The organism is Microbispora sp. H13382, assembly GCF_014161445.1.
Taxonomy (GTDB): domain Bacteria; phylum Actinomycetota; class Actinomycetes; order Streptosporangiales; family Streptosporangiaceae; genus Microbispora.
This window is the reverse complement of the sequence record NZ_JABBXA010000022.1, coordinates 93,049-107,061: the sequence shown is the minus strand read 5'-3', so window position 1 is coordinate 107,061 and position 14,013 is coordinate 93,049. Positions and strand designations below refer to the sequence as shown.

The window sequence follows — 14,013 nt, the reverse complement described above, 5'->3', positions numbered from 1 at the left end:
GGGATGTGCCGCCACGCGGCGTGGCTGGGCCCGGCGCGGTCCCCGGCCTCGTTGATCAGCGACCCGGAGCACGGGCTGCTGCGCCAGTCGTACGCGCCGCGCATGCAGAAGTTCGGCACGGTGAACGCCGACGGGTTCGGCTTCGGCTGGTACGACGGCCCCCGGCCCGTCCGGTACCGCCGTACGGTGCCCATCTGGGCGGACGCCAACATGCCCGGCCTCGCCGCGGCGGCGCGGTCGTCCTGCCTCATCGCGGCGGTCCGGTCGGCCACGGCCGGCATGCCGATCGAGGAGAGCGCCACCGCGCCGTTCGCCGACGGGCCCTGGCTGCTCAGCCACAACGGCCGGGTGCGGCGCGAGGCCGTCAGGCCCCTCGCGGCCGACGCGGAGAGCGTGTGCGACTCTGCGTGGCTGGCCGCGGCCGTGTTCACCCGGTTGCGGGACGGCCTGCCGCTCGCCGGCGTCCTGGCCGACGTCGTCCGCGCGGCGGCCGAGGGCGACCGCGAGGCCCGGCTCAACCTGCTCGTCACGGGAGGTTCGCACCTGGCCGCCGTCGCGTGGGGCGACACGTTGTTCACGCACCTGGAGCAGGGGGTGCTCGTCGCGAGCGAGCCGCTGGACGACCGGCCGGGCTGGCGGGCCGTGCCCGACCGGAGCCTGCTGCTCGCGTCCCCCGACGGCGTTTCGGTGACACCCATCGATTGAGAGGCGACCATGGTTACCGATCATCTCGGCGGCGACTACCCGCGCCAGGCTCTGGAGAACGACGTACGCGCCGGGCTCACCTCGTCACCCAAGTGGCTGCCCCCCAAGTGGTTCTACGACGAGGCGGGCAGCGAACTGTTCTCCCGGATCACCCGGCTGGCGGAGTACTACCCCACCCGGCGCGAGCTGGAGATCCTGCGCCGCCGCGCCGTCGACGTCGCGGGCCTCAGCCGCGCCGACACGCTCGTCGAACTGGGCTCGGGCACCAGCGAGAAGACCGTGCTCCTGCTCGACGCGATGGCCAACGCCGGGACGCTGAGGGCCTACACGCCGGTCGACGTCGACGCCGTCACGCTGGCGGCCGCGGTCGAGCGGCTGGCCGTACGCTATCCGGGCCTGGACGTGCGGCCGGTCCGCGCCGACTTCGAGCAGCACCTGGCGCTGCTGCCCAGGACGGGCAGGCGGCTGGTGGCCTTCCTCGGCGGCACGATCGGCAACCTGCCGCCCGCCGCGCGGGAGGTGTTCCTCAAGGAGTTGCGCGCCACGCTGCGGCCGGGCGACACCCTGCTGCTGGGCACCGACCTGGTGAAGGATCCCGTCCGCCTGGTGAAGGCGTACGACGACCCGGGAGGTGTGACGGCCGCCTTCAACCGCAACGTGCTGCACGTGCTCAACCGGGAGCTGGACGCCGGGTTCGAGCCGGAGGCGTTCGAGCACGTCGCGCTGTGGGACGAGGACAACGACTGGATCGAGATGCGGCTGCGGGCCACCCGGCCGATGGAGGTCCCGATCAGAGCGCTCGGCCTCACGGTGGCCTTCGCCGAAGGCGAGGAGATGCGGACGGAGATCAGCGCCAAGTTCCGCAGGGAGGCGGTGCTCGACGAGCTGTCCCGGGCCGGGTTCGCGGTCTGCCGCTGGTACACCGACAGCGCCGGCGACTTCGCGCTGACCCTCGCCGCCGTGCCGGCACCGGGGAGGCTCGCCGGCTGACGGCGCCCGGCCCGCCGGGCCGGGGTCAGGGGGCCCGGGGATCAGGGGGCCCGGTGGTCAGGGGCCGGGTTCAGGAGCCCGCGGGCAGCGGCAGGCGCAGGACGAAGCGGGCGCCGCGCGGGGAGTCCTCGACCCGCAGCGTCCCGTGGTGGGCGTCCGCCGTGACGCGGCACAGGGCGAGGCCCAGCCCGGTGCCCTTCGGGTCGCGGCGGCGCCCGTCCTTCAGCCGGACGAACGGTTCGAAGACCCGCTCGCGGTCCTCCGGCGCGATGCCGTCGCCGTCGTCGAGCACGGTGACGACCGCCTCGTCGCCGGCCCGCTCGACTGTGACCTCCACCTCGCTGTACGCGTGCCGCTGGGCGTTGACCAGCAGGTTGGTCAGCACGCCGCACAGCTGGACCCGGTTGCCCAGCACGGTCACCTCGTCCTTGACCTCGGTCCGCACGGGCACGCCGTCGGTGCGGGCTGCGGCCTCCTCCCGCGCGAGCGCCCCGAGGTCGACCGGCTCGGGTTCGGTCGTCGCGGCCGTGCGGACGCGGGCGACCGTGAGCATCTCGTCGATGATCGCCTGGCATCGCTCGGTGGTGCGCACCGCCGTCCGGATCGTCTCGTACGGATCGGTCTCCTCGCGGTAGAGCAGGGCCTCCTCCAGTTGCGTGCGCAGCCCGGCGAGCGGGGTCCGCAGCTCGTGGGAGACCATCGAGGCGAAGTGCCGCTGCTGGCGCACGGAGGTGTCGAGGCGCTCGAGGAAGTTGTTGGAGGCCCGGGCGAGCTCGGCGATCTCGTCACGCCCGGACGGCTGGGGGACCCGCAGACTCAGATCACGCACGCTGATTTCCGTCACCTTCTCGCGAATCTCTCTGACCGGACGCAGCGTGCGCCCCGCGGCACGCCAGCTCGCCCAGGTCCATCCGGCGGTCATCAACAGCACTCCGATCGCGATGAACAGCTCCAGCCGCCGCGAGGCCAGGAGGCCGGGCTCGGTCCTCCCGGCGTACACGGCGTGCGGCTCGCCGTTCCAGAACAGCCGGGACTGCACCGGCAGAACCCGTACGGCGGTGAGCGCGACGCACCGGCCCTTGTCCGGGCACTCGATGCGGTACTGCAGGCGGTCCTGCCCGGTGGGGAAGGGGGAGGTCAGCGGGGGCCTGCCGCTCGCCGCCCGGCTGGCGGTGATCACCCGGTTGCCGGAGTCGACGAGCTGGACGAGATCGTCGTGCGTCGCCGACGGCGCGGGGATGCCGTTGGGGCCCATCGAGGCGATCCAGTCGGTGGCCACCCGCTGCGTGTCCATGAAGAGGTGGCTGTGGATCCGGTTCCGGATGGCGATGTCCAGACCGGTCCCTATCACGGTCAGGACGACCAGGGAGACGATCGCGCTCATCAGGGCGGTCCGCGCCTGGATCGAGCGTGGGCGTAAAAAGTTGGGCATGCGCCCGCCCGCCATGAACCCTCCCTTGTCGTGCGTAATGCAATGCTGAGGAAAAAAAGGTTAATAAGAGATGTCCGGAATCAGGGCCATCCGCACGCTTTGGATCACAACCCTTGCTGTTTCACGATGAAGGGTTGACGTTTTCTTTGCCTGATCATGCGTCTGCCCTGGTAGACGGCATTTGATCCGCTCTTGTCTGGGTTTTACGTTTAGTGGCATAAGTGTTAAATGTGACAAAAGTGCTCGATGTGATGGCCAAGACGAGACATAGGGCGACGATCGCCCCCGCGGCCGGCCAGGGGACGACCAGGGGGACGGCGCCCCCGGCCATTTCCGCCAGCCCGGCGCGCATTCCCAGCAGTGCGGGAACGGCCACCGCGAAGCCGAGCACGGTGCCCGTCCCCGTGACGAGGGCCGCCTCGGCGGCGGTCGCCGCGATCGCCTGCCGCCGCGTCGCGCCGGTCAGGCGCAGGACCACGACGTCGCGGACCCGCGCCGACGCCGCCATGACCTGCGCGTTGACGATCGCGAGGCCGGCGTAGCCGGCCGAGACCCCGACCAGCAGGAGCGTGAACAGCCAGACGAGCCGGTCCTCCTCCGCCTGCTCGCCGGCCGCCCGGTCGGCGACGCTCACCGTCTTCGCCCCCAAGCCCGGGAAGGCGCGTTCGGGCGGCCCGGACACGTACGCCCCGGGGGTCAGCGCCGACGGGTCGTGGGCGCGGAGCGTGTCCCTGGAGACCAGCACCTCCGCCGGAGCTTCGGCCACGACCGCCGTGACCCGCAGGCGTACGGTCCGGCCGTCCTCGAAGGTGATCGGCACGCGGTCTCCCGCCCGCCAGCCGTGATCCCGCGCGGCCCACCCGGCGACCGCCATCGCGTCGCGGTCGAGACCGCCGAGGTCGCCGCCGAGGTCGGCGCCGCCGAGCGCGGCGAGCGGCCTGTCGCCGTACACCGTGGCGGGAAGCGGGGCGGGGGCGGCCGAGGCCGCGCGCAGCGCCGCGTCCGGGAGGCCGGGGGCGGTGTCGGGCACGAGCACCGCGGTCGCGCCGCCACCCGCGGCCCCCTCCACGGTGTACGCCGCGGCGGTCGTGCGCACCATGCCGGTGACGAGCACGGCGAAGCCGACCGTGAGCAGCACCGGGGCCGCGGTGGCGGCGGTGCGCCGCACGGCCGTCGCCGCGCCGCGCCCCGCCAGCGTGCCCACCGCCGACCTCGCGATCGGCCACGCGAGAGCCCGGACGAGCGGCGGGAGGACGACGGGCGCGAGCAGCGTGAGCCCGGCGATCAGCGCCATCGCGGCGAGCAGTACGTCGTTCACCAGCGCGTCCTCCCGGGCGGAACCGCTCGCCACCGCCATGGCCAGGCCACCGGCCACGGCCACGGTCCCCGCGATCCACCGCGTCCGCGTCATCGGCCCGCCGCCCGCCGCGTGCTCGCGCAGCGCCTCCAGGGGACGGACCCGGGCGGCCCGGCGTGCCGCCGCCCACGCGCCGAGCAGGGCCGCCGCGATCCCGGCCGCGACCGCCCCCGCGGGCGGCCACGGCGTGAACCGCACGCCGAACGAGGACGGCTCGACGCCCGCCGTGACGAGCACCTCGCCCACCGCGGGCGCGACGGCCGCCCCCAGCAGGGTCCCGGCCGTGGCCGCGACCACGCCGACGGCGAGCGCCTCGCCGTACACGATCAGGCGGATCTGCCGCGGGGTCGCCCCGGCCGCCCGGAGCAGACCGAACTCACGGCGCCGCTGGTTCACCCGGAACGCGAAGGTGGACGCGACCAGGACCACGGACACGAAGCCGCCGAGCAGCGCCATCGCGGTCAGCACCTGCATGCCGATCCAGCGGGTCCGGGCGTCGGCGGCGGATTCGGCCGCCGCCCGGTCCGGTCCCGCGAGCACCCGGCCGGATTCGCCGGCGACCCCGCGTACGGCATGCGACACGGCGGCCCGTACCGCGGCGAGATCGGCCCCCGGCCGGACGAGCAGCCCGACGACCCGGACGCCGCCCCCGAGCCGCCCGGCCTCGCCGTCCGACACGTACGGCCCAGGGCCGTCGGTGAGGCCGGTGACCGTGTACGGCGCCGGTCCGCGTGCCGTGAGCAGGGTGACGGGCGAGCCCGGCGCGAGCCCGAGCGCCCGATCGAGCACCACCTCTCCGGCGCCGACCGGCGCCCGGCCCGCCACCAGCCGGTACGGCGCCAGCGCGGCGACGCTCCAGCTCCGGGCCTCGTGCGCGCCCGCCGGCCTGCCGCCGACGACGGCTTGGGCGTAGAAGGCGCGGTCGGGCACGGCCGCCGCGACGCCGGGCACGGACGTCAGCGCGCGGACCAGCGATCCGGCAGTCTCCGGGGACCAGGGCCGGTTCTCCCTGAAGGCGTTCTCCTCGCCGGGCGTGCCGGGGGCGCGTACGAGCAGGGGCGCGGCGGCGTACCGCTCGGGCACGCGCGGACCGGCGGAGGCCAGCAGCAGCGTGGTCGCGGAGAGGATCACGGTGCCGAGGCACAGCGCGACGAAACCGCCCACGAGCCCCGTCCACCGGCCACGCAACAGGGAGCGCTGCAGGGCGAGGCTCAACACGCTTCCTCCAGCAGGGTCATGCGCGAGGCGATCTCGGCGGCGCTCGACCGGCCCAGCTCTCCGGCGAGCCGGCCGTCCGCCAGCAGCACGACCCGGTCCGCGCACGCCGCGGCGGCGGGGTCGTGGGTGACCATGACGACGGTCTGCCCGCGGGTGTCCACGAGCCCGCGCAGAAGTTCCATGACCGTGCGCGACGTGGCGCTGTCGAGCGCGCCGGTCGGCTCGTCGGCGAAGAGCACGGCGGGCTCGGTTCCTTTTGACCGGGCGATCAGCGTGCGGGCGATCGCGACCCGCTGCCGCTCGCCGCCGGACAACTCGGCGGGCCGATGCCCGGCCCGGTGGGCCAGACCGACCTCGCCCAGCGCGTCGCGCACCGAGGCGGGAGCGGGCCGGCGGCCGGCCAGGAGCAGGGGCAGCGCCACGTTCTCCTCGGCGGTGAGCGCGTCGACCAGGTTGTACTCCTGGAAGACGAAGCCGACCCGGTCCCGGCGCAGCAGGGTGAGCACCTTCTCGCCCAGAGGCCCGAGGTCGATGTCGTCGATCAGCACGGTCCCGGCCGCCGGACGGTCGAGCCCGGCGGCGCAGTGCAGCAGTGTGGACTTGCCGGAGCCCGACGGCCCCATCACGGCCGTGAAGGTCCCCCGGCCGAAGCCGAGGGTCACGCCGTCGAGAGCGGTCACCGCGCCCGGCCCGGTGCCGTACACCATGCGGACCGAGTCGAGCAGGACCGCCTGCCCGGTTGTCCGTGTCATGTCGGTTGGCGTCATGCCGCTCAGCCAAGCGGCGGCGGGCCCGCGAGACATTGGCGCTGGGGCGAGAACCGAAGGTATTCCCAGCACTACCGACACCGGCGCGTCCAGCGGCTAGCGTCGATGCCGTGGCCGCCCCCGCCCCCGTCCTCGTCCCCGCCGTCGCCCCCGCAGCCCTCGCGCCCCGGACCGCGCTGGACGCGCTCGCCGGGCCGCCGGGCCACTTCCTGACCTCCGTCTGGCCCTGGCGCTCCCTGGCGTACCTGCTGACCGGGGCCGTTCCGGGGTTCGCGTTCGGCACCGTGCTGTCGTCGGCGCGGGCGGTGGGCGACGTCGCGGGCGCGATCACCGCCGTGCCGGTGGCCGCTCTGGTGGCCGCCGCGCTGCTGGTGCCCGTGGCCTGGTTCGAGCGGTGGCGGCTGCGGCTCGCGGACCGGCAGCCGGTGCGCGGGCTGCCGGGCGGCAGGTGGCCGGGGTGGCGGGAGGCGGGGCACGCCCTCGTGGCGCTGGTCGTGCTCGGCTGGGTGGACCTGCTGGTGGCGGTGGTCGCGATCGCCGGGCCGGCCGTGCTGATCCTGTCTCCGGTCGTGCAGCCGATCAGCCCCGAGGGTGAGGCCACGCTGGGGGAGACCTTCATCGGCTCGGCCGCCGGACTGCTGCTGGTGCCCGTGGCCGCGTACACGGTCAGCGCCTGGGCGGGCGCCCGGGCGGCGATGGCGCGGGCGATGCTCGTGCCGCAGGAGGCCGAGACGCGCGAGGTCGCCCGGTCCCGGGCGCGCCTCGTGGACGCCTTCGAGGCCGAGCGCCGCCGGATCGAGCGCGACCTGCACGACGGCGCACAGCAGCGGCTGGTGGCCCTGTCGATGAAGCTCGGCCTGGCCGGGCTCGACCTTCCGCCGGGCTCGCCCGCGGCCCTGCGGCTGGAGGAGGCCCGCGAGCTGGCGGGCCAGGCGCTCGCGGAGCTGCGCGAGCTGATCCGCGGGGTCCATCCTCAGGTGCTCGCCGACCGAGGGCTGCCCGCCGCCGTACGCGACGTCGCCGGAAGGTCGCCGGTGCCCGCGGGGGTGGACATCGCGCTGGACGGGCGGCTGCCCGCCAGGGTGGAGGCGGCGGCCTACTACGTCGTCTGCGAGACGCTGGCGAACGTGGCCAAGCACAGCGGCGCGCAATCCTGCACGGTGCGCGGCCGGCTGCGCCGGAGCGTGCTCGTGCTGGAGGTCGCCGACGACGGGCGCGGGGGAGCGGACCCCGCGCTCGGCACCGGCCTGACCGGGCTCGCCGACCGGGTGGCGGCCGTGGAGGGCACGCTCAGCGTCGAGAGCCCGTACGGCGGCCCGACCACGGTCAGAGCGGAGATCCCGTGCGCGTGGTGATCGCCGAAGACTCGGTGCTGCTCCGGGAGGGCCTGGCCGGCCTGCTGGAACGCTTCGGGCACGACGTCGCGGCCGCGGTGGGCGACGCGCCCGCGCTGATCGCGGCCGTCGCCGAGCAGGACCCGGACGTCGTCATCGCGGATGTGCGCATGCCCCCCGGCTTCGGTGACGAGGGGCTGCGGGCCGTGCTGGAGCTGCGGGCGGCGCGGCCGTCCCTTCCGGTGCTCGTGCTCAGCCAGTACGTCGAGCAGACCTACGCGGCCGAGCTGCTCGACCAGGCGGGCGCCGGGGGCGTCGGCTACCTGCTCAAGGACAGGATCGGCGACGTCGCGCAGTTCGCCGGCGCGGTGACGACGGTCGCGGGCGGCGGCACGGTGATCGACCCGGAGGTGGTCAGGCAACTGCTGCGCGGGCGCGGTGACCCGCTGGCCCGGCTCACGCCGCGCGAGCGCGAGGTCCTCGCCCTGATCGCGGAGGGGCGCTCCAACGCCGCGATCGCCCGCGCGCTGTTCGTCTCCGAGGCGGCCGTCGCCAAGCACATCGCGAGCATCCTGGCCAAGCTCGACCTCCCCCCGGACGCCGACGACCACCGCCGGGTGCTCGCCGTCCTCGCCTACCTCCGCGCCGCCGTGTGAGCGGGGCCCGGTGGCCGGCGCCGCCGGTGCCCGGGCGTGAGCCGTGACGACAGGGTCAGGCGGAGGTGCGCGCGGGAAGACGTTCCGGGGAGAGCCGGAGGGCGCGTCGTTTCCTGAGCCATCTCACCAGCTCGACGACCATGGCGATCGACAGCGCGATGCCGAGACCGAGGAGCAGGCCCTTGATCGGGTCGTTCTCGAACGCCATCCCGCCGAAGAAGCCGATCAGCCCGGAGTACACCGCCCACGAGCCCGCCGCGATCGCGTCGAAGAGCGTGAAGGAGCGCAGCGGGTGCCGTACGGCGCCCATGGTGAGCGTGGTCGCGGTGCGCCCGCCGGGGATGTACCTGGCCACGACCAGGACGAGACCGCCCCGCTCGGCCAGCGCGTTCCGCGCCCAGACGAACGGCTTCTTCTCCCGCAACCTGCCCGCCGACCTGTTTCCGATCAGGTAGGAGATGTGGTCACCGGCGCAGGCGCCGAGCGCCGCGACCAGGATGACCAGGGCCAGGTTGGTCTCGCCCGACGCGGCGAACACCGCGGCGGTGATCACCGAGGTCTCGGCCGGCACGACAGGGAAGAACCCGTCGAGCAGCGCCAGGGCGAAAAGCGCCGCGTACAACCAGGGCGACGACATCACCTGCTGCACCAGGTCGAGGAGGGCGTGCGACATCAGCGTGACTCCGATCGTTGGAACCCATACACCGTGTCGGCCCGGGAGCATCGGGGACATCCGGGAGATCCCGGATCGGACGCGGGCCCATCCCCCACAGGGGTCAGGGCCGACACCCCATGAAGTTAGGCACTCCGCAGGTCACGGCACATCGGACGATCGGCGGGCGTCACCCCCTACTTTCGTATGCGAAGCCCGGCCGGGCGACGGGACGCCGGCGTCAGGCGAGGTCGGCGTCGTGCACGAGGATCGCCGCCTGCACCCTGTTGGCCAGGCCCAGCTTGGCGAGCAGCCGGCTCACGTGCGCCTTGACGGTCGGCTCCGACAGCTTCAGCTCCCGCCCGATCTCGGCGTTCGACAGGCCGCGTGCCAGCGCCCTGACCACGTCCTCCTCCCTCGCCGTGAGTGTGGCGAGCCGCTCGCGCGCGACCTCGGCGCGCGAGGGCGCCTTGTGCACGAACGAGCCGAGGAGCCGCTTCAGCACGGCGGGGGAGAGCATCGCGTTGCCCTCGGCGACCGTGCGGACCGCGGCGATCAGCTCACGTGGCTGGGTGTCCTTGAGCAGAAACCCCACGGCGCCGAGACGCAGCGCCTCGTGGACGTACTCGTCGAGGTCGAAGGTGGTCAGCATGACCACCTTCGGGCCGCCGGCCGCGCCCAGGAGCCGCCCCGCGGCGGTCAGGCCGTCCATGCCGGGCATCCGCACGTCCATGAGCACGACCTCGGGCCTGAGCCGGGCGGCCGCGCCGATCCCTCCTCGCCGTCGCGGGCCTCGCCCACGATCACCACGCCGCCCGCCGCTTCCAGGATCAACTGCCCGAGCGTGCGGACCGGGCCCTCGTCGCGCCGGTCGACCACGAGGCCGAGATCGCGGGACTGCGCGAGCAGCCGGTCGAGGTCGGCCAGCGTGGGCTGCGGGTCGCGGGAGGCGTCCGGCGAACGCAGGACGCCGAGCACCTCGCGCAGGTTACTCAGCGCCTCCCTGCCGACGTCGCCGATCAGAGCGGCCGCCTGGGCCGTACGCTCGTCCGGCGCGCCGACCTGCAGCGCGCCGGCGTGCAGGACCATCAGCGACACCCGGTGCGCGACCACGTCGTGCATCTCCCGCGCGATGCGGGCGCGTTCCTGGGCGCGTGCCTGCTCCGCGCGCAGGACCTGCTCCCGCACCAGCTGTTCGGCCTGCTCGCGCATGGCGGCGAGCACCTGCCGCCTGGCGTGGCTCCACAAACCGGCCACCAGCGGAAGCCCGACCAGCGCACCGCCCAGGATGAGCACGTTGGGCGAAGAGCCGAGCCCATCGCCAGCGCCCGGTGTCCGCCGCCCAGAGAGGAGACGACTCCGCCCAGCGCCCACACGGCGGACGCTCCGGCCCGACGTCCATCTGGTCGACTCCCACCGGCCCGACCCCTGGGTGGACGGCAGGTCACGAGAGCTGAGGGTCTCCCTCTGGTATCCGGCCGCGAAGACGAAGGGCACGGCCGCGCCGTACGTCACCCCGCAGGAGTCGGCGCTGATCCTCAAGGGATTCCCCCAGCTGAAGGACCTCCCGCCGGACACGCTCACGAAGACGAAGACGAAGACGTACGCCCGCGCCGACGCGCCCGCGCTGCCGAACAAGGGCGGATGGCCGCTGGTGGTCATGTCGCCCGGCATGACCATGCCACGGGCCACGCTGACCTCGCTGGCCGAGGAGTTCGCGAGCCGGGGCTACGTCGTCGCGGGCATCGAGCACACCTACGAGTCGGTCGCCACCACGTTTCCCGACGGCAGGACCGTCACGTTCGAGGCCGGTGCGGGTGGTCAGACACCCACCACCCCTGCCAAGCCGATCACCAAGCCGTTCATGATGATCGGCAACCCCCGGCAGCAGCCGGTCACGAGCGGCGCGCCGAGGTCGTGGGACCTGTTCTGGCCCCACGTCACGGGGAGACTGGAAACGCTGGCTCATCGTCACCGGTGCCGAGCACGTGAGCTTCGTCGACTACGCCGTGCTCGCTCCGCAGCTCGGCATGCAGGTGTCCCCGATCAACGGTGAGCGTTCCCTCCAGACCACCCGGGACTGCGTCACCGCCTTCCTCGACACGCACCTGAAGGGCAAGCGGCGGCCCCTGCTGGACGGGCCGTCGGCGAAGTATCCGGAAGTCGGCTTCCGGTAGCCGAACGGGGGGGCCGGATCAGCGTGCGGAGACCGGCTGGGGGGTGGGCATGACGCGCCGGACCTGTTCGCGCACGCGGGGAGCGATCTCGGCGGTCAGCGGCGCCTTCTCGGTCCGCAACCGGTTGAGCGCGAGGGCGAGCGCGGTGCCCCACAGCAGGTGTCCCGCCAGCAGCGCGGCCTGGCGTCCCATGCGGTCCTTCGGCACGGGCGGGTGCGCGCCGATGCTCGGCGCGAGGCCCTGACAGCCGAAGTACCACACCAGCAACCCGTACGCCGTGCCGATCGGGACGGGCACCCGCTGACCGGCCGACAGCAGGCCGAGCATGGAGCCGCAGGAGGAACCGAACGCGAAGTGCGCGATCGTCCCGAGCACGTTCTCGCCCCTCCTGGGCTTGTCACGCCCGGGAAGGGTCAGCCGCGCGAACCGCCGCGGCGGCGGCTCCTCCATCAGGCCGGCCCTGTCCGCGGCCATCAGCATCGCGCTGTACACGGCCGTCGCGAGCGCGCCGCCGACGGCGCCGTTCACCAGGTTGCGCATCATGAGGAGCCTCTTCCCACCCTGGCTGGATCACCTGCCCTCGCGGTGCCCCGTTCTCGGTAAACAATCAAGGCTCCGCCTCGACCGGCGTGGCTGTCGTGCGTCGTCCGGGTGTGATCCAGCCGCGGCGCCGCCTCGGTGACATCCGGCGGCCGGGCTCCGGCGTCCCCTCCTGTGATCCCTCACACCGCGTCCGGAGGACCCATGTCCCAGCCCACCGTGAGCTGCTTCTTTCCCGGCACCCCGCAGGGCCGCGAGCTGGCCGACCTGCTGCTGCCCCGGCTGGCGGCACGCGGATGCGACGTGAGGGAGCGCGTGCTCACGCCGGCGGAGTTCGCCTCCGCGTGCTGGAACGACGACGTCTTGATCGTGGACGGCACCGTCGACGGGGACGGCGGCGCCCCCGACGTCTACGGCGTGGCGAGCGCTCCGCCAATGGCGCTGGACCACGTGCTGGTGGTGGCCCGCTCCCCCCTGCCGATCAACTTCTTCGGCACCCGGCACGGAGGGGCGCCGCCCTATCCCGGGCGGCACGACAACGCGGCCATCGCGACCTGGGTGGACCAGCAGTTCGACAGGTTGACGCTGCCCCGCCCCGGCAAAGGCTGGATCCGGATGCGCAGCACCATGAGGGACTCGACGGCCGCCACAGAACGGCGGCTGAACGCCACGGGCCAGGTGTTCTTCAGCTATCGGGCCGGCCGCGGCGACCGGGAACGGCAGGCGCGGGTGGAGGTCCTGCGCCGTCTGGCGGACGAGGTCGAGGCGGAGGACCGCACCGCGTTCTTCTATCCGCCTGGAGCACTGGCGTGGGAGGACGAGATGCTGCCGGCGGCACGGCACTGGCAACTCGCCTCCATCATCGACCGCAGGCTCGCCGTGGCCGACGAGATGTGGGTCATCCTCACGCCTGACTACCTCGGCTCCTGGTGGACCCAGGCGGAGCTGGTCACCATCGCCTACCGCCGCGCCTCCGGCGCCAGAACGCCCACAGTGCGGGTGTACGACCCCGTGTCCGGCGCACTCACACCCGAACCGCCGGATCTCATTCCCGCGATCACGTTCCGGCAGCGCCGCCGCATGGCCCGCTGGTACACCAACACCGATCCGATGACGATGGGACCCGAAGCCCTTCTTCCGATGCGCGTCATGTCGCAGGCTCCGCTGCTGGGCCGGCTGCGGTACTTCCACGATCCGGTGTGGAGCACCGAGTTCTGGGACGACCCGCTCGTCACCTGCCCGGTTCGGCTCCGGGACGTGCCCGGGCGGATCGACGTCGAGGAGTTCCTGTGGCCCGAGCGCCAGGAGGGGCGATATCGCATCAGCGCCGGCCTGCACGGCGACGCCTCCGCCTTCGCCTGCCCGGGCTGCGGGCGGGAGATCGCGGTGTCCCCGGCGCCCGCCCGCTACCTGTGGTCGCCGTTGCGGCTGGGCGGGCGGGTGGCCGGCGGCCTGACCGTCGTGCCCGTGCGGCGGGCCCGGCACCCCTGAGTCCCGCCGGTACGGCGCGGCCCGTCGAGCTCGGTGCGGCCCCGCCGGGCACCTTCTGCGGATCACCCTCGCAGGGACGGTCACCGGCCGACGAGCCTGCGGAGGATCCGGCGGATGGCGCCGGCGCGCGACTCGGCGGCGGACGCGGGTCCGGTCTCCGGATCAGGGGTGCCCACGCGGACGGGAGCGACCGCGGAGCCGGGCTCGGTCCGTACGAGCCGGCAGCCCAACGACATGTAAGCGGTCAGCTGGTCGTAGTAGATGCGCCCGGTGACGAATTTGTCGTCTTCCACCGTCCACATCCCGCATCCCGTCCAGCGGACGGGGTGGCCGGTGCCGGGGATCTCGGTGCCGTCCGGAAGCAGCATCCCCGCCGTCTGGCTCCCCGACGTGACCCATTCGACGGCGACGGTGTCACCGTGGACCACCATCGTGGTGACCTCGGTCGTCAGGTCGGGCACGGTGGAGAAGAACTGGCCGAAATACCACTCGATCTGTTCGTGCCCCTCCACCACGCCGGCGGGGGTCACGAGAACGGCGTCCGGGTGGAAGCAGTCCAGGAGACGCCGCTCGTCGTGCGCGCGCAGTGCCGCCGCGAAAGCGTCATGGATCTCCCGAGGATCGGGCATGGCTCCCCCTCGCCACCCTGCAGCGTACTTCCGGGGGCGGACCGGCCGGCCTCATCGGAGGGTAA

At 73.7% G+C, this 14,013-nt stretch carries 13 protein-coding genes and 2 pseudogenes; 7 read left to right on the top strand and 8 right to left on the bottom strand.

All coding sequences use genetic code 11. The features are described from left to right. Window positions 1-3: 3 nt before the first annotated feature. Both egtC and egtD read left to right on the top strand, forming a co-directional pair. Window positions 4-705: an ergothioneine biosynthesis protein EgtC gene (egtC, locus tag HHX41_RS32990; protein WP_169986700.1), complete on the top strand. Its 702-nt coding sequence runs from the start codon at window positions 4-6 to the stop codon at window positions 703-705. Between the two features lie 9 nt (window positions 706-714). Beyond that, window positions 715-1,695, top strand: coding sequence for an L-histidine N(alpha)-methyltransferase (gene egtD, locus HHX41_RS32985; protein ID WP_182909075.1), 981 nt, complete (start codon window positions 715-717; stop codon window positions 1,693-1,695). Window positions 1,696-1,765: 70 nt separating this feature from the next. On the opposite strand, the gene HHX41_RS32980 is transcribed toward egtD, so the two are convergent. The 3 genes from HHX41_RS32980 to HHX41_RS32970 all read right to left on the bottom strand — a co-directional run bounded on the left by HHX41_RS32980 (window position 1,766) and on the right by HHX41_RS32970 (window position 6,454). After that, entirely contained in the window at window positions 1,766-3,079 is a 1,314-nt protein-coding gene (locus tag HHX41_RS32980) for a HAMP domain-containing sensor histidine kinase (RefSeq protein ID WP_182909074.1), read from the bottom strand. 202 nt (window positions 3,080-3,281) lie between these two features. Then, a complete protein-coding gene (locus HHX41_RS32975) occupies window positions 3,282-5,702 on the bottom strand; it encodes an ABC transporter permease (protein ID WP_220504632.1) in 2,421 nt (806 codons plus the stop codon). Then, window positions 5,696-6,454: an ABC transporter ATP-binding protein gene (locus HHX41_RS32970; RefSeq protein WP_182909073.1), complete on the bottom strand. Its 759-nt coding sequence runs from the start codon at window positions 6,452-6,454 to the stop codon at window positions 5,696-5,698. The genes HHX41_RS32975 and HHX41_RS32970 overlap by 7 nt, the downstream gene beginning before the upstream one ends. A gap of 125 nt (window positions 6,455-6,579) precedes the next feature. On the opposite strand from HHX41_RS32970, the gene HHX41_RS32965 reads away from it, so the two are divergent. Further along, a complete protein-coding gene (locus HHX41_RS32965; RefSeq protein ID WP_182909072.1) occupies window positions 6,580-7,824 on the top strand; it encodes a histidine kinase in 1,245 nt (414 codons plus the stop codon). Then, entirely contained in the window at window positions 7,812-8,459 is a 648-nt protein-coding gene (locus HHX41_RS32960) for a response regulator transcription factor (protein ID WP_169986710.1), read from the top strand. The genes HHX41_RS32965 and HHX41_RS32960 overlap by 13 nt, the downstream gene beginning before the upstream one ends. 55 nt (window positions 8,460-8,514) lie before the next feature. Here HHX41_RS32960 and HHX41_RS32955 read toward each other — a convergent pair whose 3' ends face one another. The 3 genes and pseudogenes from HHX41_RS32955 to HHX41_RS41260 all read right to left on the bottom strand — a co-directional run. Further along, entirely contained in the window at window positions 8,515-9,132 is a 618-nt protein-coding gene (locus HHX41_RS32955; protein WP_182909071.1) for a DedA family protein, read from the bottom strand. Between the two features lie 220 nt (window positions 9,133-9,352). Beyond that, window positions 9,353-10,020, bottom strand: a pseudogene (locus HHX41_RS32950) (response regulator). A 102-nt stretch (window positions 10,021-10,122) separates the two neighbouring features. Continuing rightward, window positions 10,123-10,200, bottom strand: a pseudogene (locus tag HHX41_RS41260) (hypothetical protein); the annotation flags it as partial. A gap of 343 nt (window positions 10,201-10,543) precedes the next feature. Here HHX41_RS41260 and HHX41_RS32945 point away from each other — a divergent pair. Both HHX41_RS32945 and HHX41_RS32940 read left to right on the top strand, forming a co-directional pair. Next, window positions 10,544-11,167, top strand: coding sequence for a hypothetical protein (locus tag HHX41_RS32945; RefSeq protein WP_220504631.1), 624 nt, complete (start codon window positions 10,544-10,546; stop codon window positions 11,165-11,167). After that, window positions 11,100-11,288, top strand: a complete 189-nt coding sequence (locus tag HHX41_RS32940) for a hypothetical protein (protein ID WP_182909069.1) — start codon at window positions 11,100-11,102, stop codon at window positions 11,286-11,288. The genes HHX41_RS32945 and HHX41_RS32940 overlap by 68 nt, the downstream gene beginning before the upstream one ends. A gap of 18 nt (window positions 11,289-11,306) precedes the next feature. Here the strand turns inward: HHX41_RS32940 and HHX41_RS32935 are convergent, their stop codons facing one another. Then, window positions 11,307-11,831, bottom strand: coding sequence for a DUF6789 family protein (locus tag HHX41_RS32935; protein WP_182909068.1), 525 nt, complete (start codon window positions 11,829-11,831; stop codon window positions 11,307-11,309). A gap of 201 nt (window positions 11,832-12,032) precedes the next feature. On the opposite strand from HHX41_RS32935, the gene HHX41_RS32930 reads away from it, so the two are divergent. Next, window positions 12,033-13,319, top strand: a complete 1,287-nt coding sequence (locus HHX41_RS32930) for a hypothetical protein (RefSeq protein WP_182909067.1) — start codon at window positions 12,033-12,035, stop codon at window positions 13,317-13,319. A gap of 80 nt (window positions 13,320-13,399) precedes the next feature. Here HHX41_RS32930 and HHX41_RS32925 read toward each other — a convergent pair whose 3' ends face one another. Then, on the bottom strand, window positions 13,400-13,948 hold the full coding sequence (locus tag HHX41_RS32925) for a nuclear transport factor 2 family protein (protein ID WP_182909066.1): 549 nt from the start codon (window positions 13,946-13,948) through the stop codon (window positions 13,400-13,402). Window positions 13,949-14,013 lie beyond the last annotated feature (65 nt).

Excerpts from the sequence above, each read along its gene's own strand:
- egtC (WP_169986700.1), top strand. The coding sequence starts at position 4 with ATGTGCCGCCACGCGGCGTGGCTGGGCCCGGCGCGGTCCCCGGCCTCG.
- egtD (WP_182909075.1), top strand. The coding sequence starts at position 715 with ATGGTTACCGATCATCTCGGCGGCGACTACCCGCGCCAGGCTCTGGAG.
- HHX41_RS32980 (WP_182909074.1), bottom strand. The coding sequence starts at position 3,079 with ATGAGCGCGATCGTCTCCCTGGTCGTCCTGACCGTGATAGGGACCGGT.
- HHX41_RS32970 (WP_182909073.1), bottom strand. The coding sequence starts at position 6,454 with ATGACACGGACAACCGGGCAGGCGGTCCTGCTCGACTCGGTCCGCATG.
- HHX41_RS32955 (WP_182909071.1), bottom strand. The coding sequence starts at position 9,132 with ATGTCGCACGCCCTCCTCGACCTGGTGCAGCAGGTGATGTCGTCGCCC.
- HHX41_RS32935 (WP_182909068.1), bottom strand. The coding sequence starts at position 11,831 with ATGATGCGCAACCTGGTGAACGGCGCCGTCGGCGGCGCGCTCGCGACG.
- HHX41_RS32930 (WP_182909067.1), top strand. The coding sequence starts at position 12,033 with ATGTCCCAGCCCACCGTGAGCTGCTTCTTTCCCGGCACCCCGCAGGGC.
- HHX41_RS32925 (WP_182909066.1), bottom strand. The coding sequence starts at position 13,948 with ATGCCCGATCCTCGGGAGATCCATGACGCTTTCGCGGCGGCACTGCGC.